The organism is Streptomyces sp. NPDC002825, from assembly GCF_040295385.1.
GTDB lineage: Bacteria > Actinomycetota > Actinomycetes > Streptomycetales > Streptomycetaceae > Streptomyces.
The window spans coordinates 49,076-71,085 of sequence record NZ_JBEOVH010000025.1; the positions used below are offsets into that span (position 1 = coordinate 49,076).

Genomic DNA, 22,010 nt, shown 5'->3' on the forward strand with positions numbered 1-22,010 from the left:
GCGTCAGACTCCGTTCTCACGGGCCGGCGGCAGCGACAGCTCCCGCCAGGCACGGATGTCGCGCGGCCACTGGCCCGCCGCGTCCCAGAGTGAACCGCTGCCCGTCAGATGGCGGCCGGAGAGCCTGCGCAGTTCGTGCGCGAGCAGGTCGGTGACCTCGTCGTCGGGCAGTGCGAGCGGATCGGTGAGCAGCCATACGGCGTGCAGCAGGCGCCGTACGGAGAGGTGGAGGGCGGTGGTGTCGGCGTCGAGGCCGTCGGGGAGGGCGGCGGCCGGCTCCTCGCCGAGGGCGACCGCGCGGCGCGGGTCGGGTCCGGGCCGGTCGCGCTCGCGCGGGTGGGGGGCGGCGGCGATGAACCGGAGCCGGCCGAGCCAGCCGAGGACGTCCTGCCGGGGGAAGGTCTCCCGCAGGTGGGTGACGGCCTCCTCGGCGCGGCCGAGGGCGAGGGCGTGGTGGAGGCGGTACGGGCCGGGGGCCGGGCCGTAGTGCCGGTAGAGGGTCTCGTGGACGGCGTGCCAGGCGGCGTACCGCGGATGGTCGTCGTCCTCGAAGCGGAGCCGGTACAGGAGCAGCGCGCGCAGCAGCGGGTCGGCGACGAAGTGGGCGGGGCCCTCGCCCCAGTCCTCGGAGCGCAGCTGGTCGCGGACCCGCAGGGCCACGTCCCCGTCCAGGGACTCGGCCTGGAGGCGGGCGTGGGCGAGCATCCGGGCGGACTCCTCGTCGTGGGTCGCGGCGAGGACGGCGTACGGCCCCGGCCGGCGCACCGGCAGGAGGTCGGCGAGGAGGGTGGGGGCGACGGGCACCGGCGGGGCGTCCTCGCGTAACTCGACGGTGAGGTCGAGGAGCCGGCCCGGGGTGAGGCCGGGCCGCCGCTCGGCGGGGGTCTGGCGGACGGCCTGGCCGAGCAGGGCCACGCCGAGGGGGCGGCCGCCGGTCAGCCGGTGGACGGCGCGGGCGAGTTCGGCGGGGGTGCGGCCCGCGGGGTCGTGGCGGTCGAAGGCGGACCGGGTCTGGGCGGGGGAGAGCGGGGTCAGTTCGACGGCGAGGATGCCGGAGCCGACGCTCGTGCCGCGCGGGCAGGGCGCCCGGTGCGCGGTCTCCGGCAGTCGGGTGCGGACGGCCTGGCGCAGGCCCTCGTGGTCGCGGATCCGGGAGCCGGCGAGGACGACGACCTTGTCGCGGCGGCCCTCGGCGGCGCGGGCGCGCAGGATGGGCTCGACGAGCTGCCGTCCGAGCGGCTCGTGGGCGTTGTCGAGGAGGAGCAGGGGCCTGCCGACGCGGCTGCCGCGGCGCAGCCCGGTGTAGGCGGTCAGCAGGTCCTCGGTGAGCGCGCCGACGAGGAAGGCCTCGGCCTCGCTGCGGCGCCGGCCGCCCTGCTCGAAGTCGACGGCGAGCTGCTGGAGTCCGGCCTTGCCGCGTCCGCCGGCGTTGCGGTAGCTGCCGTACCAGCTCTCGGAGGCGCGCTGGAGCCGGCCGAACACCTCCTCCAGGACGGTCTCCACGGTCGCCTCGGCGAGCAGTCCGGCGAGCGGGACGGCGGCGTCGGCGAAGGTGGCGGCGAGCTTGGCGAGGACCTTGCCGACCCAGTTGGCGGCGGCGCCGCGGGTCGCGTCGACGGTCGCGAGGAGCGGCCCGAGCCGCTGGAGGTCGCGCCGGGCCCGCTCGTCGTCCTCCTGGGACCAGCCGAGCGCGGCGACCGCGACCAGGCCGAGGGAGAGCCGGGGGAACCGCACGGGCCGGGCACCGAGGACCTTCGGCGACAGCTGCACGGCCAGTTCGGCGAGCGCGCCGGTGACCGGGGTCCAGCCGGGGCCGTGGTCGGCGGGCGGTTCGATGTGGGCGCAGTCGAGGAACGCGAGCGGGGTGTAGCCCTTGTAGCGGTTGCGGACCTCCTTGAGCAGGGCGGTCTTCCCCATGCCGCGCCCGCCGGTGAAGACGGTGACCGGCGGGTCGTCGCCGTGCTCGTACGCGACGCGCGCGGCCCCCTTGGCGGTGAGCCCGACGAGCCGCGCGACGAGCCCGCCGTCGTCCAGGACCGCCTCGCGGCCGTACAGCTCTCTGTCCACCCGCAACCCCCCTGCTTCCCCACGAGATGTGCCCCGTCACATCGTCAAGTCCAGGATATCGACAGGGTGTTGGGAAGTAGCCAGGCTTTTCGTTCTTCTCTTCGACGCGTGCTTCGCGGGTGCTTCACCGGGTGCTTCGGAGGTGGCGCCGGGACAGAAGGGGCCATGGCCCGTTGGGGCCAGCCGGAAGGTGTTCCGCGGCTGGCAGGGGCCGCGCAGGATAGTGATCGCCGCCGGGGAAGCCCGGCGGAGCGAGAGGCTCCAGCCTCCCGCCGGAACCCGCTCGCGCATCCTTCTCACCGGAGATCTGTCATGTCTATGTCACGGAAGCGTCGGTCCCGCCACGCCGTTCTCGCCGGCGCCGGCCTCCTCGCCGCGGCCGCCGTCTACGGCGTGAGCCAGCAGGCCATCGCCTCCGCGACCGACGCCCCGACCGCCTCCGCCGCGGCCCCGGCCACCACCGGAGCGGCGACGCCGGGGGCCACGACGGCGGCCCCGTCCGCCACCACCACCGACCCCGTACGAACGACCGCTCCCGTACGGACGAAGGCGCCGGCCGCCACTCCCCCCAGCACCCCGCCGACGGTCGCGCAGAGCACCCCGCCCCGCACCCCCGCGAGCAACCGGAAGCCCGCCCCGGCTCTCGACCCGGTCCAACTCCCGGACAACGACCGCCAGCAGTGGAAGCCCATGGGAGAGGTCAAGTCCCTCCCGCTCGTCGGGGAGTTCCAGCTCAACGAGTGCGTCACCCTGGACCGCGCCACCGCGTGGCACCAGCAGGGCTTCCTCGGCACCACCCGCGACATCATCGCCGTCCAGGACACCCTCACCTTCCCCGACGAGGCCACCGCGAAGGCCGCGTACCGCGCCACCGTCGACGCGATGAACACCTGCGAGGCCACCAGCCGCGCACTCCAGAAGCAGAACGCCCTGCCCCAGGACGCCGCCGTGCGCCAGACGGCGACGACCGCCGACGGCACGGCCTGGCAGCGCCGCTGGACCGGCGTCCAGGGCCTCTCGTCCCCCGGCGACCAGGCCAACCACGTCTACGCCGTCCAGCAGGGCCGGGAGCTCGCGCTCCTGCACTTCGACGAGGTGGCCTCCGAAGCCGCCGCGCCCTCCTACGACTTCCGAGGGGACACCGCCGTCCTGCGGACCCTCGGCGCACAGCTCGACAAGTGATCCCGAGCGGATCAGCCCCTTTCCCACCTCTTTCCAGGAGACACCTGTGTCCATCGACCGTTCCGTCGTCCGCGCCGCCGCCACCCTCGCCCTCGCGGGCCTCGCCGGCGCCGCCCTCACCGCCGCCCCCGCCCAGGCCGCCGCGCCCGCCATGACCACGACCCTCGCGGCCGCCACGGTCTCCTCGTCGACGGTCGGTGGCTACATCACCAGAAGCGAGATCATCGAGCGTGCCAAGTACTGGCTCGGCAAGAACCTCACGTACAACCAGGGCGGCTCGTACCCCGACTCCGACGGCAAGTACTACCGCACGGACTGCTCCGGCTACGTGTCGATGGCCTGGCACCTGTCCGACAGCCTCAACACCGTCGGCATCGCGAACAGCACCGACACGTACGAGATCTCCCGCAGCCAGCTGAAGGCGGGTGACGTCCTCAACAGCTACTACGACCACGTCATCCTCTTCGACAAGTGGGACGACGCCGCGCACACCACGTTCTCGTACTACAGCTTCGGCTCGACCCCGGTGAAGCACATCACCGGCATGTCCATCAACGCCTCCACCATCGACGGCCACCCGAACGGCGACTACAAGGCCCTCCGCTACAAGAAGGCCATCGACGGCGGCAGCGACGGCATCGGCATGTGGGACCCGTCGAACCACTACTTCCACCTGCGCAACACCGCGAACGCGGGCGGCAACGACGCGGGCGACTTCGTCTTCGGCGCCACGGGCATGGTCCCGCTCACCGGCGACTGGGACGGCGTCGGCACCGACGGCGTCGGCATGTACGACCCGTCGAACCACATGTTCTACCTGCGCAACTCGGCCAACGCCGGCGGCAACAGCTACGAGGTCAACTTCGGCAGCATCGGCGACATCCCGGTCATGGGCGACTGGGACGGCAACGGCACGGTCACCGTCGGCGTGTGGCGTCCGTCGAACCACACCTTCTACCTGAAGAACTCCAACACCAGCGGTGTGGCGGACAAGTCCTTCGTCTACGGCGGCGACGGCATGATCCCGCTGGCCGGTGACTGGGACGGCGTCGGCGCGGACGGCATCGGCATGTACGACCCGGCCACCCGCATGGTCTACCTGCGCAACGCCACCAACGCGGGCGGCAACGACTTCGAGTTCCAGTACGGCACCGTCGGCCACAAGCCGGTCGTGGGCGACTTCGACGGCGACGGCAAGGACACGGTCGCGGTGTGGATGCCGAACACCCACGTCTTCTCCATCAACAACCAGAACACGAACAACGTCGCCGACTACGAGTTCAACTTCGGCGGAGACGGCATGATCCCGGTCGCCGGCGACTGGGACGGCAAGTAGGACCCGCAGGGCCTGCCCGACAGGCCCTCACGGCGGCGCCGGGCCCCCCGTCCCGGCGCCGCCGCCCCCTGCCTCCTCCCTCTCTCCCACGCACCGAGGTCCCGCCATGAACTCCCTTTCCTCCCGTCTGTCCACGCTCGCCCTCGCCGCGGGCACCCTCCTCGCCTCCCTGGCGCTCGGCACCGGGCAGGCCACCGCGGCCTCCGTCGCCACCTGGGACAAGCTCGCCCAGTGCGAGAGCGGCGGCGACTGGTCCCTCAACACCGGCAACGGCTACTACGGCGGCATCCAGTTCAGCCTGAGCACCTGGCAGTCCATGGGCGGCACCCAGTACGCCGCGTACCCCCACCAGGCGACCCGCGAGGAGCAGATCCTCGTCGGCGAGAAGCTCCTCGACACGTACGGCGAGAACCAGTGGCCCAACTGCGGCCCCCAGGTCGGCCTCGGCTCCGACCCCGCCGACCCGGTCTTCGCCCGCCAGGACGGCATCGGCATGTGGGACCCGTCGAACCACTACTTCCACCTGCGCAACACCGCGAACGCGGGCGGCAACGACGCGGGCGACTTCGTCTTCGGCGCCACGGGCATGAAGCCGCTCACGGGCAACTGGGACGGTGTCGGCGGCGACGGCGTCGGCATGTTCGACCCGGCCACGCACACCTTCTACCTGCGCAACTCGCCCAACGCCGGCGGCAACAGCTACGAGGTCAGCTTCGGCAGCCTCGGCGACATCCCGGTCGTCGGCGACTGGGACGGCAACGGCACCGACACCATCGGCGTCTGGCGCCCCTCGAACCACACCTTCTACCTGCGCAACTCGAACACCGCCGGCGCGGCCGAGAAGGTCTTCGTCTACGGCGACGACGGCATGATCCCGCTGGCCGGCGACTGGGACGGCATCGGCGGAAGCGGAATCGGCATGTACGACCCCGCCACCCGCAAGGTCCACCTCCGCAACGCGCCGAACGCCGGCGGCAACGACTACGAGTTCGTGTACGGCACCGTCGGCCACAAGCCGGTCGTGGGCGACTTCGACCGGGACGGCAAGGACACGGTCGCGGTCTGGCTGCCGAGCACCCACGTCTTCTCGATCAACAACCAGAACACGAACAACGTCGCCGACTACGAGTTCAACTTCGGCGGGGACGGCATGATCCCGGTCGCCGGCGACTGGGACGGCAAGTAGGACCCCGGAGAGGTGCGGGGCGGGGCGGGAGACGACTCCCGCCCCGCCCCCTCCGTCTTCCCGGCCGGTTCCTAGCGGAGCCAGCCCCGCTGGACCGCGCGCACGCCCGCCTCGAAGCGGCTGCGCGCGCCCAGGCGCTCCATGAGCTGGGTCGCCGTCCGGCGGGCGGTCCGGTGGGAGACGCCGAGACGCTTGGCGATCGCCTCGTCCGTCAGGCCGCTCGCGAGCAGCCGCAGCGTGGTGGCCTCGGTGTCGGTGAGCTCGCCGTCCTCCTCGGTCACCGGCTCGCCCAGCGGCTTCGCGCCCTCCCACACCGTCTCGAAGAGGGCGCAGAGCGCGGTGACGGTCCCCTGGCCGGTGATGACCACCGCGCCGGCCGCCGAATCGTCACTGCTGACCGGCATCACCGCGGTCGCACGGTCGATGATGATCAGCCGTACGGGCAGCGTGGGGACGGTACGGGCCTGCCGGCCGAGCGTGCCGAGCCACTCCGCGTACGCCATGGTGTGCGGGCTGTTGCGGATGCTGTCCAGGTAGACGGTCCGCATCCGGACCCCGCGCTCGAGCAGGGCGACGTCCAGCGGTTTCGAGGCGTCCAGGTTGTCCTGCGACTGCGCGCCCTCGGGCGCGAAGATCATGACCTCTTCCCGGACCTGCCGGTGCAGCGAGGCCAGGCGGTCGCGGATCTCGTCCAGGCCGATCAGGTGCTCGACCCCCGGCTCGGCGGTCTGCGGCCGCAGCTGCGTGTACTCGGCGATGAGCTGCGCGGCGGCCGCGCGGCTCTCCTCGACCCGCTGCTGCTGGGCGAGGAGCTCGGCCTGCTGCCGGGCGAGCAGCAGCTCGAGACCGACGTCCGGGCTCACCGCGCGCAGCGTCCCGGGGGAGTCGTACGAGGAGCGGACCAGGCCGATCTCACTGAGCCGGTCGAGCGCTCCCCTCACGTCCTCCTCCGCGAACCCGATCCTCGTCCCGATGGCGACGACTCCGTCGCCCGGATACGCCAGCATGGCGCGGTAGACGGATTCGGTCTTCTGGTCCAGTCCCAACAGCGTGAGCATCCTGGAGGCCCCCCCTCGCACGATGGTTGATCACAGGGATCGTCGCACGACGTTCGTGATCATGGTGGACGGGAGGGGAGGTTGGACGTTTCCGTCCAGGGCATGAAGGGGCCACCGGGAGTTGTCGTGGAATCGGGTCCCGGCTTGACACTCTGGTTCCCATGTACCTGATCCACGCCCAACTCGCCTCGCCCGCCGGAATGTTGATGCCCTGCGACGCCGCCGCCAGGGCGCTGGGGCTCGCCCGCCCCGAGGAGGGGGTCGAGCACGTCAGCGCCCATGCGAACGGGCCACGCGGCCCCGTCCTCGGGGTCTACCTCCTCGCGGACTCGCTCGCCCAGGCCGAGGCCCGTACGGCGGCGCTCTGCGAGCGGCTCCTCAGCCGGCACCCGGGCTTCACCGGCTGGCGGCTGCGGCGGGCCGAGGCCGCCTTCCTGGCCCCATTGGGTCATGGCCTCTTGGGGCCACCCGGCAGGCCTACCCGAGGCCCGTCCGGCCGAGCAGAGTAGGACGTGCCGAAGGGGCGAGGAGCTCCGGAGGCGACCACCGGCCCGCACCACCGCGGGGTACGAGGCCGGACCCGTTCCCACTCCGTATCACCCCTGAAAGGTGCCTCCCATGACCAGCAGCATCCGTCCCGTCCGGACCACCGCGGTTCTCGTCTGCGCCCTCGCCGCCCTCCTGCTCCCCACGGTGGCCGCGGAGGCCGCCCAGGACACCGTGGTGTCGGCCCAGTCCGTCACCGGCGACACCGGCACCGGCACCAACGACTTCGGCTGGCAGTAGTCCGGGGAGCGTCACTCGGCGGCGATGGCGTCGAGTTGGCCGCGCAGGTACGCGTGCGACTCGATGCCGTGGATGGTCGTCCCTGGCGTGCACTCGTAGAAGTAGACCAGCGACATCAGCTCCTCGGCGGGCGCGTCGGCCGGCGGCGGCAGCACACGATGCCGCCCGGACCGCCACCGCCCACCGGTCCACCCCGCCATCAGATCGCCGATGTTGACGGTGAACGCGGCCGGGTCGAACGGGGCGTCCTGCCACCCGGCACCGTCGGTGAACACCTGAAGTCCCCCCTTCCCCGCCTCCCGGTCGAGGACGGTGACCGTGCCGAAGTCCGTGTGCGGTCCGATGCGGAACTGCCCGGGCTCCGGATCACCGGTCCGCTCGCGCCCCGGGTACCAGTTGATGTTGAAGCCGAAGGTGGGATGCCCGGTGTGCCGGGTGAAGAAGTCGCGCTCCTCGCCGAGCGCGACACCGAGCAGATCGAGCACCCGGTCGGAGAGCGACTTCATGGCGCCCAGGTAGGTCTCGACCAGCGGCCTGAGCTCGGGCACCTCGGCGGGCCACGTGTTGGGCAGGAACCACTCGGCGTCCACCGCGGGATCCCCGGTGGGCTCCTCGGCCGCGAAGGAGAGCGACTCCTTCAGGTCGGGCGGGGTCGCCGTCCCCTCCGCGTACCCGTTGGCCTCGGCCCCGGGCCCGAGCCACCCCCGCCCGCCGACGCGCACGGCGTACGGCTCCTTGACGGCGGCCGGGAGGTGGAAGAAGGCGCGGGCGGTCTCCCGAATGGCGGCCCGCAGCCCGGGATCCACCCCGTGCCCGGTGACGAGAAGGAACCCGGCTTCGCGCAGGGCGCGGTCGACGGCGGGGAGCTGGGGTGCGGGATCGCGGGTCAGGTCGATGACGGGCAGGTCGGCTTCACTCATCACCGATGTCCTCGTTCCACAGCGCCGGGTTCTTCTCGATGAACTCCCGCATCAGCGCGACGCATTCGGGATCGTCGAGGACGGCGATCTCGACGCCGTGCTCCGCGAGCCAGTCGTGCCCGCCGTGGAAGGTCTCCGCCTCCCCGACGACCACCCGCGAGATCCCGAACTGCCGCACGAGCCCGGAGCAGTACCAGCAGGGCGAGAGGGTGGTGACCATCGTCGTCCCCCGGTACGAGCGCTGCCGGCCGGCGGCCCGGAAGGCGTCGGTCTCGGCGTGCGTGGAGGGGTCCCCGTCCTGCACGCGCCGGTTGTGCCCGCGCCCGAGCAGGGCGCCGTCGGCGCCGTAGAGGGCGGCGCCGATGGGGATCCCGCCCTCGGCGAGCCCGGTGCGGGCCTCGTCGAGGGCGGTGCGGAGCCACCGGCGGTCTTGTTCCTGGTCCATGCGGGAAGGCTTCCCCGACGGACCCGGGCCGTCACACCTGCTGGTGGCCCTCGTCGGTCGGAAGCGGGTCGACGACGAAGGTCCCCTTGCCGTGAACGGTGAGGATCAGGCCGCGCTCGCGCAGGACTCCGGCTGCGCGGCGGACGGTCAGGTAGGCGACGCCGTACTCCTTGGCGAGGTCCCGCTCGGCGGGCAGACGGGCGCCTGCGGCCAGCTCTCCGGCCGCGATGCGGGCGGCGATGTGATCGGCCACCGCGACGTAGACCAGCTGGGGGCCTTGCGGGTTGAACTCGGGGATCTCTCTGCGGTCGGTCACACGACCAACGTAAGCATCGAAGACCTGTGCTAACCAGTAGTGAGCTATGCAGAGCTATACATGCCTCGTAAGGTCGTATGACACAAAGACCCCGGCGAGGTGGCTAGACCTCCCGGGGCATGGCCACCAACTACCAACGGAGTTGATGACGTGCGGAACCTTATCGCGCACCCCCTGGTCCCCCTCCTCCTCTGGCTGCTCACGCTGACCCTCCCGCCCACCGGCAGGCACCGCACGCGGACCGCGCAGCGGCGCCGCCGCAGGGCGTTGTGGCTGGCCACGGTCGGGGTGAACGTCGACCGCCGCAACATCCACGCCGTCGGGAGCGCCCGATGAGCCGCTGCGGGGCCCGGCGCTCCGTGTACGCCGTCGCGGAGGTCGTACGCCCGGTGTGGGGCGGCTCGGTCTGCGTGCGCACGGTGGGACACGAGGGCCCGCACCGCGACCGCGCGGGCGACGGCTGGTGGGTGACGCCGGAGATCGCCGACGTGGTCACCGTCTCCCTCCTGGCCCACGCCCTCACGCCCGAACCGGAGTTCCGCTCACCGCGCTGCATGATCGGCCGCCACGACCGCTGCCGCGACCACGTGCCCCGCGACAGCGGCGTACCGGGAGTCCGCTACCTCGTGTGCGGGTGCCTGTGCCATCCGGCGCGTCCGTGAGGCGGCGGCCGGGGTGACGGGTCAGACCGGGGCGTCGCCCCGTACGAACGCGGAGATCGAGCCGGCGCCGACGCTGACGCCGGAGACACGCGCCCGCGCACCCGAGCCGTCGACGGTGAGATCGAAACAGCACGGATCGGCGGAGTCGGGATCCCGGACTTCCAGATTCATCAGCCGGGGGTCGTCGGAGTCGCCGAAGTTCCAAGTCGCCGGTATCGCCCGGGGCTCGGGCCTCGGCGCCCCGCCGCAGAGGTCGGCCTGAGCCTCCCGCGTCAGCTCGGCCGAGCCGTCCCCTCGGACGACCAGTCGCGCGCCGTCATCCTCGGCGGCGATCCACACTCCCTCCACGTCGGACACGTGGAGGGGGGACCGGCCGCCGCCCCGGAGGTCCGTGAGGATGTCGTACCCGAAGCCCACCACCACCGCGATGACGGCCACCGCCATGCCGCCCGCCACCCAGGGCCGTACGCGCGCTACGTCGGTCATAGGAGTCCTTGTTCGGTTTGCAGACAGGCCGGGCGGCTACTTTTTCACGCGGCTCTGCCCCGGACCAGTAGCGTCCCCGTCCTCTTCCTTTCCGGGGGCGCGACATCTCGGTCACCCGGCGTCCTGCCCGCGAGACGCCACAGCCGTACGGCCACGCTCCTCGTGGTCTCCGCCTGGATCGACTTGCGGTCGGCGCGGGCTGTGCCCCGGCTGGTTACGCTGGCCGGGGCACCCCTTGGAGGACATGGTGACGACACAGCCTGACTGGACCGGAGAACTCATCCCGCGCCCCGAGCAGACTCCCGCAGCGCTGCGGGCAGCCCTCGCGGTCGTTGCTCCCGAGCGGTTGCCCGAGATGGACACCAGCCAGCGCGCGGCGGTGACGGAGGCCATCGAGCAGAGTGGCATCACCCCCCTGCGCATGTTCCTGATCCAGTGGGCTGCCGTCATCGAGATCGAACGGTTCCCCGACGTCGCCCGCGAACTGCGTCGCGCCGAATACCTGGCCCAGATCACCGAGGACCCGGAGGAGAGTCGCCGGTACGTACGAGCGGCCGGGGACATCGTCCGTGCCGCCCACAAGGCGGTAGGCGGGTGAGCTGGAGGTGGGAGTACGACCCCAGCGAGGAGTACGTCGTCGGGGGCGCCCCGCCGGCTTTCGTCGCCGAGGTGGAGAAGCGAGCCGATGAGCTGATCAGGGCAGCGGAAGCCCTCTACCTCGACGGCACCCTGTTCCAGGGGGAGAACCCCAGGAGCGAACACGTGCGGGTTCCGGGCGGGATGTTCGTCTTCCTTCTCGTCCCGCGCTACGAATGCGGATACGTCCTCCAGGTGACCTACCTCTGACAACACCGCACCGGCAATCTCGCGGGCGTGGGGTCAAGGCGCGGGACGGCGACCGGGCCCTCACGCCAGGGCGGCGGTCTCCTCCTCGTACGGGAAGCGGGCCAGCGGGGTCTCCTGGTGGAAGAAGGTCTTCGCGCGGATCAGGGCCTGCTCGTCCTCGCGGATCTGGCCCGGGCGGGAGGCCGTGCCCTTCAGGACTCCGCCGAAGTGCATTCGCAGGTAGGCCGCCGAATGGTTCAGGCTCGTCACCAGGCCGTCCGCGACCTCGTGCTCGTCGTGGGCCATCGCCGTCACCCCCCAGAGCGTGCCGCCCGCCATGCGCTCCTTGAAGTCCGAGCCGGGGACGTTCAACCAGCCCGACCAGTAGTCCAGGTAGCGCTTGGTCTGGGCGGAGAGGCTGTACCAGTACAGGGGCGAGACGATCACGATGTCGGTCGCCTCCACCGTGGCCCGCCGCAGCTCCTCCTCCGCCTCGTCGGTCTGCCGGCCGGTGCTCTCGTGCCGGCCGTCCTGGAAGTCGCGCAGGGCCGGCTCGTTCAGGTCCACCCAGCGCTGCGGGATGTCCGGCGGCAGGTGCGCGGCGGCCGCGCGGGCCAGGATCTCGGAGTTGCCGTCCGGGCGGGAGCTGCCCAGGACGAAGAGGAACGAGCGGTCTTCGGCGGTCATGTCTGCTCCGGGTTCAAGGGGGCCAAGGGAACCAAGGGGTGTCCGGTGCCAACTCCCTTTTTTCCGGAGGTATTCCGGGCCTCCATCGGCTGTGCCGATCGCCCCCATCGGGAGGACGCCCCAGTCGGGCGTGGACCCGTCCCCCGCCCCCTTCGTAGCGTCGTTCCCATGAGAAACGAGACCAGGGGAACCCTCGAACTGACCCTCGCCATGGTGCTCTCCGGCACCCTCGGCGTCTTCGTCGTCGAGTCCGGGGCCTCACCCTTCGAGGTGGTGTTCTTCCGGTGCCTCTTCGGGGCCCTCGCGCTCGGGGTCTACAGCCTCGCCCGCGGGTTCTTCACGGGGCACGGCTTCACGGCGAAGAAGCTGGGGCTCGCGGCGCTCGGCGGGGTGTTCATCGTCTTCAACTGGGTGTTCCTCTTCGAGGCCTACCGGGCCACCTCCATCTCCCTCGCCACCGTCGTCTACCACACGCAGCCGTTCTTCCTCGTGCTGCTCGGAGCTCTCTTCCTGAGGGAGCGGATCTCCGCCGCCAAGCTGGGATGGCTCGCCCTCGCCTTCGGCGGGCTCGTGCTCGTGTCCGGTGTGCGGCCCGGTGACACCGCCTCCCTCGCCGGGCTCGGGTTCGCCCTCGCCGCTGCCGTCCTCTACGCCCTCGCCACCTTCGTCACCAAGCGCATCACCGGCGTACGGCCCCATCTCATCGCCCTCGTCCAGGTGCTGGTGGGGATGCCGCTGCTGCTGCCCTTCGTCGACTTCGGAGGCGTCGGCGGAGGCGGCTGGGGCTGGCTCGTCGGGCTCGGGTTCATCCACACCGGGCTCATGTACGTACTCATGTACGCCGCCTACGCCAAGCTGCCCACCGCCAAGATCGCCGTCCTCGCCTTCACCTACCCCGCCGTCGCCATGGGCGTCGACTGGGCGGTGTACGGGCATCACATCGGGCTCGTCCAGGCGCTCGGCGTCCCGCTGATCGTGCTCGCCAGCCTCAAGGTCACCCTCGCTGCTCGGACACAAGGCGTCGCGCCTGCTCCACGAACAGCCGCACATGCGCCGGAAGCCGCTTCCCCCGCCGCCACGCGAGCTGCGTGAAGAGCGTGAACGGGGCCTTCCACGCCAACTCGACCAGGGTCCCCGACGCCAGTTCCTCCTCGACCGTCACCCTCGGCAGCAGCGCCACCCCCAGGCCCGCCGCCACCCCGCGCTTCGTCGCCTCGATCGTGCCGAACTCCATGAACGGCGGCGCCCACTCCCGCAGCTCCGCCTCGAACAGGTCGCGGTACGTGCAGCCCGGCTCGGTGCCCAGGAGCTGCGTCCCCGCCAGGGCCGCGTTCGTCAGATCCGTACGAGAGGTGAGGGGGTGGTGCGGGCCCGCCACCAGGACCAGCGGCTCCGGTGCCAGGACCTCCGACTCCAGGCCCTCGTGCTCCGTCTCCGGCTCCATCAGGAAACCCACGTCGTACGTGCCCTGGCGGAGGGCCTGGCGGGTCTCGTCGCCGAGGGTGGGGCGGAGGGTCAGGCGGACCTTCGGGTAGCGGTGGTGGAAGTACTCCAGGAGGGGTGGGAGACGGTAGGAGGTCAGGGATTCCATCGTGCCCACCGCTATCGGGCCCGACGGTTCCGCCGTGGCCGCCACCGCCGTACGCGCCTCGTCCGCGAGGTCCGCCATCCGGCGGGCGTACGGGAGCAGCCGTTCGCCGGCCTCCGTCAGGCGGATGCGCGAGCCGAGACGCTCGAAGAGGTCGACGCCGAGCGAGGACTCCAGGGCGCGGACCTGGCTCGTGACGCTCGACTGGGCGTAGCCGAGCTCGGCCGCCGCCCTGGTGAAGGAGAGGACGTCGGCCACCTTCTCGAAGGTCGCCAGGAGCCGTAGCTCCATCAGCTCTCGCCCTTGTCCTCGTCCTGCTCGCGCCGCTTCAGTTCCTCCTCGCGGCGGCGCAGGTCCGCCTCCCAGTCCTTGAGGAGGTTCTCGTCCTTCACGTCTTTGGAAGATGCAGCCTCTTCGCGCAGGGACTTCAGGAACTCGGGGTTGTCGTCCGGAGCCACCCACTCGTGGCGGTGGTTGCGGTGCCACTCGGAGGGCGTACGGCCTCCGGCCGGTGCGCGGCGCAGCTTGCCGGCGGCGAACCACACGATCGGGCCCACGATCCAGAACAGCAGGATGATGATGACCCAGACCACCTTCGGCAGGTGCTTGACCTCGTCCTCGGGGGTGTTCAGGCAGTCGATGAAGGCGTAGATCGTCAGCGCCAGCGGCAGGATGTACAGCAGTGCCCTGAGCATGTGGGACGGCCCCCTGGAAGCAGCGGCGGGGCCCGTTGCGACGGCCCCGGTGACAGGTCAAGCCTAGCCCGTGACCGATACTGGCCCCTATGGCTTACGACGATCTCCGCTCGCTGCTCAGGGCCCTGGAGCGCGAAGGCGACCTCAAGCGCATCAAGGCCGAAGTCGACCCGTACCTGGAGGTCGGGGAGATCGTCGACCGGGTGAACAAGGCGGGAGGTCCGGCGCTTCTCTTCGAGAACGTCAAGGGCTCCTCGATGCCCCTCGCGATGAACGTCTTCGGCACGGACCGCCGCCTCCTCAAGGCCCTCGGCCTGAAGTCGTACGGCGAGATCAGCGAGAAGATCGGCGGGCTTCTCAAGCCGGAGCTGCCGCACGGTTTCGTCGGGGTCCGCGAGGCCTTCGGGAAGCTGGGCTCGATGGTCCACGTGCCGCCGAAGAAGGTGAAGGACGCTCCCGTGCAGGAGGTCGTCCTCACCGGGGACGACGTCGACCTCGACCTCCTCCCGGCGCTCTTCACCTGGCCCAAGGACGGCGGCTCGTTCTTCAACCTGGGCCTCACCCACACCAAGCACCCCGAGACCGGTGTGCGGAACCTGGGGCTCTACCGGCTCCAGCGGCACGACAAGCGCACCATCGGCATGCACTGGCAGATCCACAAGGACAGCCGCAACCACTACGCGGTGGCCGCCGAGCGCGGTGAGCGGCTGCCCGTCGCCATCGCCTTCGGCTGCCCGCCGGCCGTCACGTACGCCTCCACCGCCCCGCTGCCCGGTGACATCGACGAGTACCTCTTCGCCGGCTTCGTGCAGGGCAAGCGGATCGAGATGGTGGACTGCAAGACCGTCCCGCTCCAGGTCCCGGCCCAGGCCGAGGTCGTCGTCGAGGGCTGGCTGGAGCCCGGCGAGATGCTGCCGGAGGGTCCCTTCGGCGACCACACCGGCTTCTACACGCCGCAGGAGCCCTTCCCTGCCCTGAAGATCGACTGCATCACCATGCGGAAGCGTCCGCTGCTGCAGTCGATCGTGGTCGGCCGTCCGCCGACCGAGGACGGGCCGCTCGGGCGGGCCACGGAGCGGTTCTTCCTGCCGCTCCTCAAGATCATCGTGCCGGACATCGTCGACTACCACCTGCCGGAGTCGGGCGGCTTCCACAACTGCGCGATCGTCTCGATCGACAAGAAGTACCCGAAGCACGCGCAGAAGGTCATGCACGCCATCTGGGGCGCGCACATGATGTCGCTGACCAAGCTGATCATCGTGGTCGACAAGGACTGCGACGTGCACGACCTCCACGAGGTGTCGTGGCGGGCTCTCGGCAACACCGACTACGCGCGCGACCTCACCGTCGTCGAGGGGCCCGTCGACCATCTCGACCACGCCTCCTACCAGCAGTTCTGGGGCGGCAAGGCCGGTATCGACGCGACGAAGAAGCTGCCCGAGGAGGGCTACACCCGGGACGGCGGCTGGCCGGACATGGTGGAGTCGGACCCGGCGACGGCGGCCCTGGTGGACCGCCGCTGGAAGGAGTACGGGCTGTGACCACCGCGGCCGTGCCCGGCGCCCAGCCGGGCCGCACCAAGGCTTTCCTGCGGCTCGTGATGATCGAGCACTCGGTCTTCGCGCTGCCCTTCGCCTACATCGCCTCCCTCACCGCCATGTTCCAGCTGGACCGGAACATCCACTGGTGGACGCTGTTCCTCGTCACCGTCTGCATGGTGGGTCTGCGGACCTTCGCCATGGCCTGCAACCGGATCATCGACCGCGAGATCGACGCGCGTAATCCGCGGACCGCGAACCGGGAGATCGTGACCGGTGCGGTGTCGGTGCGCTCGGCGTGGACCGGGGCCGGGATCGCCGTCGTCGTCTTCCTCGGCGCCGCCGCCCTCCTCAACCCGCTGTGCCTGGCGCTCGCGCCGCTCGCCGTCATCCCGATGGTCGTCTATCCGTACGGGAAGAGGTTCACGAACTTCCCGCACGCCATCCTGGGCCTCGCGCAGTCCATCGGGCCCATCGGCGCCTGGCTCGCGGTGACCGGCCAGTGGTCCTGGGACGCGGTCATCCTGGGCCTCGCGGTCGGCATCTGGATCGGCGGCTTCGACCTGATCTTCGCCTGCCAGGACGTGCAGGCGGACCGGGCGCACGGCGTGATGTCGGTCCCGGCCCGCTTCGGCGTCCCGGCGGCGCTGTGGGGGGCCCGGGTCTCGGCGGTCGTGACGACCGGCCTGCTCGTCTGGTACGCCCTGGCGACGGACGCCGGCCTCTTCTTCTGGGTCGGTCTCGTGATCGTGGTCGTCGCCTTCTGCTACGAGCACACGATCGTGAAGCCGCACGACCTGTCCCGGCTGAACAGGGCGTTCTTCACGACGAACGGCTTCATCGGGATCAGCCTCTTCGTGTGCGCCCTGCTCGACCTGCTGGTCCGCGGGCTCACGCCCTAGGCCCGGCGGATAGGCTCGACGGCATGAACGACGGCAAGCGCACCCCCTGGATCGTGGGGGTTTCCGGGGCGTCGGGTACGCCGTACGCCGCCGCCGTACTGAGGGGGCTGCTCGACGCGGGGGAGAGCGTCGACCTCGTCGTGTCGCGGGCCTCGCGGCTGACGCTGCTCGACGAGACGGGGATCGCCTTCCGCGACGCGCACTGGCGCGAGGACCTGGCGGCCTGGCTGGCGCGGGGCGCCGACGGGAAGCCGGGCACGTTCGACGTGGCGGACCGGCTCGACGACGTGCGGTACTGGGCTGCCGGGGATCTGGCCGCGGGGCCGTCCTCCGGCTCGTACCCGGCGAAGGGGATGCTGGTGGTGCCGGCCTCGACCGCGGCGGTGGCGGGAGTGGCACTCGGGCTCTCGAAGGACCTGCTGCAGCGGGTCGCGAGCGTGACGCTGAAGGAGCGGCGTCCGCTGGTGGTCGCGGTGCGGGAGACCCCGCTGAACGGACAGACGCTCAAGCACATGGTGGCGCTGGACGAGGCGGGCGCCGTGGTGCTGCCCGCCTCTCCGGCGTTCTACGCGGGGGCGACGCACATCCAGGATCTGGTGGACTTCGTCGCCGGGCGGGTGCTGGACGCGGCGGGAGTGCCGCACCAGCTGTACCGCCGGTGGGAGGGAGAGCTCGGTGGAGCCCTCTCGTCTGATTAGCGCTTCTTGGCGCGCTTCTTCGCGGCGCGCTTCGAGGCGGCGGTCGGCTGGTGGGCACGCGAGCGGTTGGCCAGGTCCTGCAGCTCGCGCATGCGTGCGTAGGCCATCTCGATCGTGTACACGGTGAACACCACTCCTGAAAGATCGTCTTTGATCTGCTGAAAGATTCACAGGGCGTCGACCCTGTGTACCTTAGATTCTATACCCAAACTCGCGGTATCGCTGGACAATGGAAGGCTTCATACCTATGGACGCCGTGGACAGGCAGCTCATCCAGGCTCTGCGCGAGAACGGCCGCGCCTCGTACGCCGAGCTCGGCCGGCTCGTCGGGCTCTCCGGCCCCTCCGTCACCGACCGCATCAACCGGCTGGAGGCCGCCGGGGTCATCACCGGCTACCGCGCCACGGTGAACGCGGCCTCGCTCGGCCTCGGCGTCACCGCCCTCATCGGCATCTCCCTCTCGGACGCCGCCGACCACGAGGACGTGGCCCGCCGCCTCAAGGACCTCGCCGAGATCGAGGACTGCTGGTTCATCGCCGGCGACGACTCCTTCATGCTCAAGGTCCGCGCCAACGACGTCGACGGCCTGGAGAAGACGATCCGCCGGCTCTCCGGCACCAAGGGCGTCTCCCGCACCCGTACGACGATCGTGCTCTCCACGAAGTGGGAGAACCGGGTCGGGGAGCTGCCTGAGGAGGGCTGAGAGTACGGTGGTCGGAGCTTGATTTCGGAGACAAAGGGAGGCGGCCGTACATGGACGCGGGACTCAAGCGCGAACTTGAGCAGAAGGTCCGGGACGGTGAGCGGCTGAGCCGTGAGGACGGCATCGCCCTGTACGAGTCCGACGACCTCGCATGGCTCGGCGGTCTGGCCCACGAGGTCAGGACCCGCAAGAACGGCGACGTGGTCCACTTCAATGTCAACCGGCATCTGAACATGACCAACGTCTGCACCGCCTCCTGCGCCTACTGCTCCTTCCAGCGCAAGCCGGGCGAGAAGGACGCGTACACCATGCGCATCGAGGAGGCCGTGCGCCTCGCGAAGGCGATGGAGAACGAGAACCTCACCGAGCTCCACATCGTCAACGGGCTCCACCCCAACCTGCCCTGGCGCTACTACCCGCGCTCCCTCTCCGAGCTCAAGAAGGCCCTGCCGAACGTCTCCCTCAAGGCGTTCACGGCCACCGAGATCCACCACTTCGAGACGATCTCCGGCCTGTCGGCCTCGGAGATCCTCGACGAGCTGATCGAGGCCGGCCTCGAGTCGCTCACCGGCGGCGGCGCCGAGATCTTCGACTGGGAGGTCCGGCAGCACATCGTGGACCACCGGACCCACTGGGAGGACTGGTCCCGCATCCACCGGCTCGCCCACGAGAAGGGGCTCAAGACCCCCTCGACCATGCTCTACGGGCACATCGAGGAGCCGCGCCACCGCGTGGACCACGTGCTGCGGCTGCGCGAGCTCCAGGACGAGACCGGCGGCTTCCAGGTCTTCATCCCGCTGCGCTACCAGCACGACTTCGTCGACATGCAGGACGGCAAGGTCCGCAACAAGCTCCAGGCGCGCACCACGATGGCGACCGGCGCCGAGGCGCTGAAGACCTTCGCGGTCTCCCGGCTGCTCTTCGACAACGTGCCGCACGTCAAGGTCTTCTGGGTCATGCACGGCGTCCAGACGGCGCAGCTGGCGCTCCAGCACGGCGCCGACGACATGGACGGCTCGGTCGTCGAGTACAAGATCACGCACGATGCCGACAACTACGGCACGCCGAACAAGCTGGGCCGCGAGGACCTGCTCGAACTGATCCGTGACGCGGGCTTCCGGCCGGTCGAGCGGAACACGCGGTACGAGATCATCCGCGAGTACCCGGGCCCGGACGCGGGCCGGCGCGAGTCGCCGCAGCCGATGCGGGTCTGACGCGATGTGACGGGAAAGGGCCGGTGGGGATGTCCCCACCGGCCCTTTCCCGTACCGCCGCGTCACGTCAGCGGCAGCAGCATGACGATGTCGTCGCGGTCGTCGCCGGGGGCGACCCGGATCGCGTCGGGGACGCGGCCGACCTCCTTGTAGCCGGACTTGGCGTAGAAGCCGTCGACGCCGGTGCCGCCCCGGCAGGTGAGCCGGATCGCCTCGATCCCCTCGAAGCCCTCGGCGGTACGGGCGGTGTGCTCGACCGCCGCCATGAGGTCGCGGCCGTACCCCCTGCCCTGGTGCCGGGGGTGGACCATCACGGTGTAGAGCCAGACCCAGTGGGTCATCAGCCGGTGCTTGTTGAAGGTGAAGAAGGCGGTGGCGGCGACCCTGCCCTCCTCGTCCCGGCCGACGAGCAGGCGGGTGCCGCCCTCGGTCATGGCGACGAGGTGCTTGAGCAGCTCGGGGCGGATCTCGTCGGGGGTCACGGGGGGTACGAAGCCGACGGCGCCGCCCGCGTTGGAGACGTCGGCCCAGAGGGAGAGCACGCCGTCGCGCAGGGCCGGGTCGACGGCCGGGTCCACCTCGAAGGTAAGGGTCATGAGGGAAGAGTATCTATTACTTCTGTGCGGCTCAAGAGGGCCGGTCCCGGAGCCGTCGCCGTCGCGTGCTTCACTGGAGAGCGCTCGTCCCGCATGGGAACTTTGGGATCTTTCGGAACGGAAGAGTGGACTGACATGCTCCGCTACACGCTGATGCGGCTCGGGATCTTCGCCGGGTGCTTCCTCGCCCTGTGGGGTCTCGTCTACGTCGGCGTGCTTCCGCGCGGCCTGGGCGACTCGAACCTCCTCTGGGTCCTCGTCCTCGCCATCGTCATCTCCGCCCCGCTGAGCTTCGTGCTCCTGCGCAAGGTGCGGGACGAGGCGAGCGCCGAGATCGTGGCGAAGGTCGACCGCGCCAAGGGCCGTCTCGACGCGAACCGGTCCCAGGAGGACGCGCTCTGACGGCGTAAGGGCTGCGTAAGCTTCCTCACAGACATCACACCCCGGGTAGGGCCTTCCAAGGTACCGACCTGGGGTGTTCTGCGTTTCGAAGGCGAAAGGGCGCCGCGCACCTCAAAGAAGAGCTTTGAGCATCTCAAAGTTCAAGTGTTAACGTGTTCGGCATGAAGACAGCAGTGCGCACCTCTGACGCCCCGGGCACCCCGCTCGTGGCGCGCCTGCACGTCGATCTCTGCCGCTGCCTGTCCGCGGTCTGTTGCCGCGCGCTCTGATCCGGCATCAAGCAGCGGCCCGCGCCCGAGCGCGTGTGTGCCGCACCCCCGTCCCGTATTCCCCCGATACGCACCTGTGGAGTGTGCCTGTGTCCGCGTCCGCGTCCGCCCCCGAGGCCAAGCCCTCGTCCCGGATACCCAAGGTCCCCTTCTGGGCCCAGATCATCGCCGGTCTGGCCCTCGGCGCCCTGCTCGGCTGGGTCGCCCGCAGCCAGGACGTCTCCTGGCTGAAGGAGACCCTCGGCCAGATCGGCGACATCTTCGTCCAGCTGCTCAAGCTGGCCGTCGCGCCGCTCGTCTTCTTCGCGATCCTGGTCTCGATCACCAACCTGCGGAAGGTGAACAACGCCGCCAGGCTCGCCACCCGCACGCTCCTCTGGTTCATGATCACCTCGCTGATCGCGGTCGCCATCGGCCTCGCCATCGGCCTGATCACCAACCCGGGCGCCGGCACCGGACTCACCCCGCAGGACGGCAAGCTGCCGAAGCGCGAGGGCTCCTGGATCGACTTCCTCACCGGCATCGTCCCGACGGACGTCATCACGCCCTTCACCGAGCTGAACGTCCTCCAGATCGTCTTCATGGCCGCCGTCGCCGGCATCGCCGCCCTCAAGCTCGGCGACCGCGCCAAGCCGATCCTCACCCTCTCCGAGTCGGTCCTGGAGCTCCTCCAGAAGGCCCTGTGGTGGGTCATCCGCCTCGCCCCGCTCGGCACCGTCGGCCTCATCGGCTTCGCCATCGCCGACTACGGCTGGGACCTGATCGGCAAGTACGCGACCTTCACCGCCGACATCTACATCGGCTGCGCCCTGGTCCTCTTCGTCGTCTACCCGACGCTGCTCGCCACGGTCGCCAAGGTCAACCCGCTCCGCTTCTACCGGGGCGCCTGGCCGGCCATCCAGCTGGCCTTCGTCTCCCGCTCCTCGGTCGGCACCATGCCGGTCACGCAGAAGGTCACCGAGCGCCTCGGCGTCCCGAAGGAGTACGCCTCCTTCGCCGTCCCCTTCGGCGCCACCACCAAGATGGACGGCTGCGCCGCGATCTACCCGGCGCTCGCCGCGATCTTCATCGCGCAGATCTTCGACGTCCAGCTCGGCATCGGGGACTACGTCCTGATCGCCTTCGTCTCGGTCATCGGCTCGGCGGCCACCGCCGGCCTCACCGGCGCGACGGTCATGCTCACCCTGACCCTCTCCACCCTGGGCCTCCCCCTGGAGGGCGTCGGCCTCCTCATGGCGATCGACCCGATCCTGGACATGATCAGGACGGCCACGAACGTTGCCGGGCAGGCTCTGGTCCCGGTGATCGTCTCCGCCCGAGAGAAGATCCTCGACGTCGACAAGTACGACACGGTCACGTCGTCCCCCGTGGACGAGCCGGAGCCCGTACTCGCGGCCTGACGTCCCACGCCCGTACCGCCGCGTGCCCCCACCCGTGATGAACCGGGTG

Annotated in this window: 28 protein-coding genes; 17 read left to right on the plus strand and 11 right to left on the minus strand. The window is 70.6% G+C overall.

The genetic code is table 11. The features are described 5' to 3' along the window. Positions 1–3: 3 nt before the first annotated feature. Entirely contained in the window at positions 4–2,067 is a 2,064-nt protein-coding gene (locus ABT041_RS27420; RefSeq protein WP_351189021.1) for an amino acid adenylation domain-containing protein, read from the minus strand. A 312-nt stretch (positions 2,068–2,379) separates the two neighbouring features. On the opposite strand from ABT041_RS27420, the gene ABT041_RS27425 reads away from it, so the two are divergent. The 3 genes from ABT041_RS27425 (at position 2,380) to ABT041_RS27435 (ending at position 5,771) form a co-directional block, all read left to right on the plus strand. Beyond that, positions 2,380–3,249 (plus strand): hypothetical protein, encoded by an 870-nt coding sequence (locus ABT041_RS27425; RefSeq protein WP_351189023.1) that lies wholly within the window; start codon positions 2,380–2,382, stop codon positions 3,247–3,249. 46 nt (positions 3,250–3,295) lie between these two features. Next, the gene (locus tag ABT041_RS27430) at positions 3,296–4,585 is read left to right on the plus strand and encodes an NlpC/P60 family protein (protein WP_351189026.1); all 1,290 of its coding nucleotides are present in this window, start codon (positions 3,296–3,298) and stop codon (positions 4,583–4,585) included. A 106-nt stretch (positions 4,586–4,691) separates the two neighbouring features. Beyond that, complete coding sequence (locus ABT041_RS27435; RefSeq protein ID WP_351189028.1) at positions 4,692–5,771, plus strand: transglycosylase family protein; 1,080 nt, start codon at positions 4,692–4,694, stop codon at positions 5,769–5,771. A gap of 71 nt (positions 5,772–5,842) precedes the next feature. On the opposite strand, the gene ABT041_RS27440 is transcribed toward ABT041_RS27435, so the two are convergent. Continuing rightward, complete coding sequence (locus ABT041_RS27440) at positions 5,843–6,829, minus strand: LuxR C-terminal-related transcriptional regulator (protein WP_351189031.1); 987 nt, start codon at positions 6,827–6,829, stop codon at positions 5,843–5,845. A gap of 161 nt (positions 6,830–6,990) precedes the next feature. Here ABT041_RS27440 and ABT041_RS27445 point away from each other — a divergent pair, with 161 nt between their 5' ends. After that, the gene (locus ABT041_RS27445) at positions 6,991–7,338 is read left to right on the plus strand and encodes a hypothetical protein (RefSeq protein WP_351189033.1); all 348 of its coding nucleotides are present in this window, start codon (positions 6,991–6,993) and stop codon (positions 7,336–7,338) included. A gap of 109 nt (positions 7,339–7,447) precedes the next feature. After that, on the plus strand, positions 7,448–7,615 hold the full coding sequence (locus tag ABT041_RS27450; RefSeq protein ID WP_351189036.1) for a hypothetical protein: 168 nt from the start codon (positions 7,448–7,450) through the stop codon (positions 7,613–7,615). Between the two features lie 11 nt (positions 7,616–7,626). On the opposite strand, the gene ABT041_RS27455 is transcribed toward ABT041_RS27450, so the two are convergent. The 3 genes from ABT041_RS27455 to ABT041_RS27465 are packed head-to-tail and all read right to left on the minus strand — an operon-like array spanning position 7,627 to position 9,296. Continuing rightward, on the minus strand, positions 7,627–8,535 hold the full coding sequence (locus tag ABT041_RS27455; protein WP_351189039.1) for an isopenicillin N synthase family dioxygenase: 909 nt from the start codon (positions 8,533–8,535) through the stop codon (positions 7,627–7,629). Continuing rightward, on the minus strand, positions 8,528–8,980 hold the full coding sequence (locus tag ABT041_RS27460; protein ID WP_351189041.1) for a nucleoside deaminase: 453 nt from the start codon (positions 8,978–8,980) through the stop codon (positions 8,528–8,530). The genes ABT041_RS27455 and ABT041_RS27460 overlap by 8 nt, the downstream gene beginning before the upstream one ends. Positions 8,981–9,011: 31 nt before the next feature. Next, a complete protein-coding gene (locus tag ABT041_RS27465; RefSeq protein ID WP_351189043.1) occupies positions 9,012–9,296 on the minus strand; it encodes a GntR family transcriptional regulator in 285 nt (94 codons plus the stop codon). A gap of 150 nt (positions 9,297–9,446) precedes the next feature. On the opposite strand from ABT041_RS27465, the gene ABT041_RS27470 reads away from it, so the two are divergent. Then, on the plus strand, positions 9,447–9,632 hold the full coding sequence (locus ABT041_RS27470) for a hypothetical protein (RefSeq protein WP_351189045.1): 186 nt from the start codon (positions 9,447–9,449) through the stop codon (positions 9,630–9,632). Next, the gene (locus tag ABT041_RS27475) at positions 9,629–9,958 is read left to right on the plus strand and encodes a hypothetical protein (protein ID WP_351189047.1); all 330 of its coding nucleotides are present in this window, start codon (positions 9,629–9,631) and stop codon (positions 9,956–9,958) included. The genes ABT041_RS27470 and ABT041_RS27475 overlap by 4 nt, the downstream gene beginning before the upstream one ends. 21 nt (positions 9,959–9,979) lie before the next feature. Here the strand turns inward: ABT041_RS27475 and ABT041_RS27480 are convergent, their stop codons facing one another. Continuing rightward, positions 9,980–10,444, minus strand: a complete 465-nt coding sequence (locus ABT041_RS27480) for a hypothetical protein (protein ID WP_351189050.1) — start codon at positions 10,442–10,444, stop codon at positions 9,980–9,982. Positions 10,445–10,691: 247 nt separating this feature from the next. Here ABT041_RS27480 and ABT041_RS27485 point away from each other — a divergent pair, with 247 nt between their 5' ends. Both ABT041_RS27485 and ABT041_RS27490 read left to right on the plus strand, forming a co-directional pair. Further along, the gene (locus ABT041_RS27485; protein WP_351189052.1) at positions 10,692–11,042 is read left to right on the plus strand and encodes a hypothetical protein; all 351 of its coding nucleotides are present in this window, start codon (positions 10,692–10,694) and stop codon (positions 11,040–11,042) included. Continuing rightward, positions 11,039–11,290 (plus strand): hypothetical protein, encoded by a 252-nt coding sequence (locus ABT041_RS27490; protein WP_351189055.1) that lies wholly within the window; start codon positions 11,039–11,041, stop codon positions 11,288–11,290. Before ABT041_RS27485 ends, ABT041_RS27490 begins: the two co-directional genes overlap by 4 nt. A gap of 60 nt (positions 11,291–11,350) precedes the next feature. Here ABT041_RS27490 and ABT041_RS27495 read toward each other — a convergent pair whose 3' ends face one another. Further along, positions 11,351–11,956, minus strand: coding sequence for a flavodoxin family protein (locus ABT041_RS27495; protein ID WP_351189057.1), 606 nt, complete (start codon positions 11,954–11,956; stop codon positions 11,351–11,353). Between the two features lie 168 nt (positions 11,957–12,124). Here ABT041_RS27495 and ABT041_RS27500 point away from each other — a divergent pair, with 168 nt between their 5' ends. Further along, entirely contained in the window at positions 12,125–13,048 is a 924-nt protein-coding gene (locus ABT041_RS27500) for a DMT family transporter (RefSeq protein ID WP_351189059.1), read from the plus strand. Here the strand turns inward: ABT041_RS27500 and ABT041_RS27505 are convergent. Together ABT041_RS27505 and ABT041_RS27510 are read right to left on the minus strand one after the other, a co-directional pair. Next, positions 12,951–13,835 carry a LysR family transcriptional regulator gene (locus tag ABT041_RS27505; protein WP_351189062.1) on the minus strand — a complete coding sequence of 295 codons (885 nt, stop codon included), beginning with the start codon at positions 13,833–13,835 and terminating at the stop codon, positions 12,951–12,953. The two genes, ABT041_RS27500 and ABT041_RS27505, sit on opposite strands and share 98 nt — an antisense overlap. Next, positions 13,835–14,239: a PLD nuclease N-terminal domain-containing protein gene (locus tag ABT041_RS27510; protein ID WP_351189064.1), complete on the minus strand. Its 405-nt coding sequence runs from the start codon at positions 14,237–14,239 to the stop codon at positions 13,835–13,837. The genes ABT041_RS27505 and ABT041_RS27510 overlap by 1 nt, the downstream gene beginning before the upstream one ends. 89 nt (positions 14,240–14,328) lie before the next feature. On the opposite strand from ABT041_RS27510, the gene ABT041_RS27515 reads away from it, so the two are divergent. The 3 genes from ABT041_RS27515 to ABT041_RS27525 are packed head-to-tail and all read left to right on the plus strand — an operon-like array spanning position 14,329 to position 17,377. After that, on the plus strand, positions 14,329–15,780 hold the full coding sequence (locus tag ABT041_RS27515; protein ID WP_351189067.1) for a menaquinone biosynthesis decarboxylase: 1,452 nt from the start codon (positions 14,329–14,331) through the stop codon (positions 15,778–15,780). Then, entirely contained in the window at positions 15,777–16,679 is a 903-nt protein-coding gene (mqnP, locus tag ABT041_RS27520) for a menaquinone biosynthesis prenyltransferase MqnP (RefSeq protein WP_351189069.1), read from the plus strand. Before ABT041_RS27515 ends, mqnP begins: the two co-directional genes overlap by 4 nt. Positions 16,680–16,702: 23 nt before the next feature. After that, positions 16,703–17,377, plus strand: a complete 675-nt coding sequence (locus tag ABT041_RS27525; protein ID WP_351189071.1) for a UbiX family flavin prenyltransferase — start codon at positions 16,703–16,705, stop codon at positions 17,375–17,377. Here the strand turns inward: ABT041_RS27525 and ABT041_RS27530 are convergent. Beyond that, positions 17,374–17,511: a hypothetical protein gene (locus ABT041_RS27530; RefSeq protein ID WP_189806327.1), complete on the minus strand. Its 138-nt coding sequence runs from the start codon at positions 17,509–17,511 to the stop codon at positions 17,374–17,376. The genes ABT041_RS27525 and ABT041_RS27530 overlap by 4 nt on opposite strands. A 113-nt stretch (positions 17,512–17,624) precedes the next feature. Between ABT041_RS27530 and ABT041_RS27535 the strand changes: the two genes are divergently transcribed. Together ABT041_RS27535 and mqnE are read left to right on the plus strand one after the other, a co-directional pair. After that, positions 17,625–18,080, plus strand: a complete 456-nt coding sequence (locus ABT041_RS27535) for an Lrp/AsnC family transcriptional regulator (protein ID WP_030691729.1) — start codon at positions 17,625–17,627, stop codon at positions 18,078–18,080. A 50-nt stretch (positions 18,081–18,130) separates the two neighbouring features. Further along, positions 18,131–19,294, plus strand: coding sequence for an aminofutalosine synthase MqnE (mqnE, locus tag ABT041_RS27540; RefSeq protein WP_351189074.1), 1,164 nt, complete (start codon positions 18,131–18,133; stop codon positions 19,292–19,294). A 62-nt stretch (positions 19,295–19,356) separates the two neighbouring features. Here mqnE and ABT041_RS27545 read toward each other — a convergent pair whose 3' ends face one another. Continuing rightward, positions 19,357–19,890, minus strand: a complete 534-nt coding sequence (locus tag ABT041_RS27545; protein ID WP_351189076.1) for a GNAT family N-acetyltransferase — start codon at positions 19,888–19,890, stop codon at positions 19,357–19,359. A 135-nt stretch (positions 19,891–20,025) separates the two neighbouring features. Between ABT041_RS27545 and ABT041_RS27550 the strand changes: the two genes are divergently transcribed. Both ABT041_RS27550 and ABT041_RS27555 read left to right on the plus strand, forming a co-directional pair. Continuing rightward, positions 20,026–20,292 (plus strand): DUF4229 domain-containing protein, encoded by a 267-nt coding sequence (locus tag ABT041_RS27550; protein ID WP_351189079.1) that lies wholly within the window; start codon positions 20,026–20,028, stop codon positions 20,290–20,292. 358 nt (positions 20,293–20,650) lie between these two features. Further along, positions 20,651–21,961 (plus strand): dicarboxylate/amino acid:cation symporter, encoded by a 1,311-nt coding sequence (locus tag ABT041_RS27555; protein ID WP_351189081.1) that lies wholly within the window; start codon positions 20,651–20,653, stop codon positions 21,959–21,961. Positions 21,962–22,010: the final 49 nt, after the last annotated feature.

Coding starts and splice junctions, on each gene's coding strand:
- ABT041_RS27510 (WP_351189064.1), bottom strand. CDS start 14,239: ATGCTCAGGGCACTGCTGTACATCCTGCCGCTGGCGCTGACGATCTAC.
- ABT041_RS27435 (WP_351189028.1), top strand. CDS start 4,692: ATGAACTCCCTTTCCTCCCGTCTGTCCACGCTCGCCCTCGCCGCGGGC.
- ABT041_RS27440 (WP_351189031.1), bottom strand. CDS start 6,829: ATGCTCACGCTGTTGGGACTGGACCAGAAGACCGAATCCGTCTACCGC.
- ABT041_RS27545 (WP_351189076.1), bottom strand. CDS start 19,890: ATGACCCTTACCTTCGAGGTGGACCCGGCCGTCGACCCGGCCCTGCGC.
- ABT041_RS27455 (WP_351189039.1), bottom strand. CDS start 8,535: ATGAGTGAAGCCGACCTGCCCGTCATCGACCTGACCCGCGATCCCGCA.
- ABT041_RS27445 (WP_351189033.1), top strand. CDS start 6,991: ATGTACCTGATCCACGCCCAACTCGCCTCGCCCGCCGGAATGTTGATG.
- ABT041_RS27495 (WP_351189057.1), bottom strand. CDS start 11,956: ATGACCGCCGAAGACCGCTCGTTCCTCTTCGTCCTGGGCAGCTCCCGC.
- ABT041_RS27450 (WP_351189036.1), top strand. CDS start 7,448: ATGACCAGCAGCATCCGTCCCGTCCGGACCACCGCGGTTCTCGTCTGC.
- ABT041_RS27500 (WP_351189059.1), top strand. CDS start 12,125: ATGAGAAACGAGACCAGGGGAACCCTCGAACTGACCCTCGCCATGGTG.
- mqnE (WP_351189074.1), top strand. CDS start 18,131: ATGGACGCGGGACTCAAGCGCGAACTTGAGCAGAAGGTCCGGGACGGT.
- ABT041_RS27535 (WP_030691729.1), top strand. CDS start 17,625: ATGGACGCCGTGGACAGGCAGCTCATCCAGGCTCTGCGCGAGAACGGC.
- ABT041_RS27505 (WP_351189062.1), bottom strand. CDS start 13,835: ATGGAGCTACGGCTCCTGGCGACCTTCGAGAAGGTGGCCGACGTCCTC.
- ABT041_RS27550 (WP_351189079.1), top strand. CDS start 20,026: ATGCTCCGCTACACGCTGATGCGGCTCGGGATCTTCGCCGGGTGCTTC.
- ABT041_RS27425 (WP_351189023.1), top strand. CDS start 2,380: ATGTCTATGTCACGGAAGCGTCGGTCCCGCCACGCCGTTCTCGCCGGC.
- ABT041_RS27480 (WP_351189050.1), bottom strand. CDS start 10,444: ATGACCGACGTAGCGCGCGTACGGCCCTGGGTGGCGGGCGGCATGGCG.
- ABT041_RS27515 (WP_351189067.1), top strand. CDS start 14,329: ATGGCTTACGACGATCTCCGCTCGCTGCTCAGGGCCCTGGAGCGCGAA.
- ABT041_RS27460 (WP_351189041.1), bottom strand. CDS start 8,980: ATGGACCAGGAACAAGACCGCCGGTGGCTCCGCACCGCCCTCGACGAG.
- ABT041_RS27525 (WP_351189071.1), top strand. CDS start 16,703: ATGAACGACGGCAAGCGCACCCCCTGGATCGTGGGGGTTTCCGGGGCG.
- ABT041_RS27475 (WP_351189047.1), top strand. CDS start 9,629: ATGAGCCGCTGCGGGGCCCGGCGCTCCGTGTACGCCGTCGCGGAGGTC.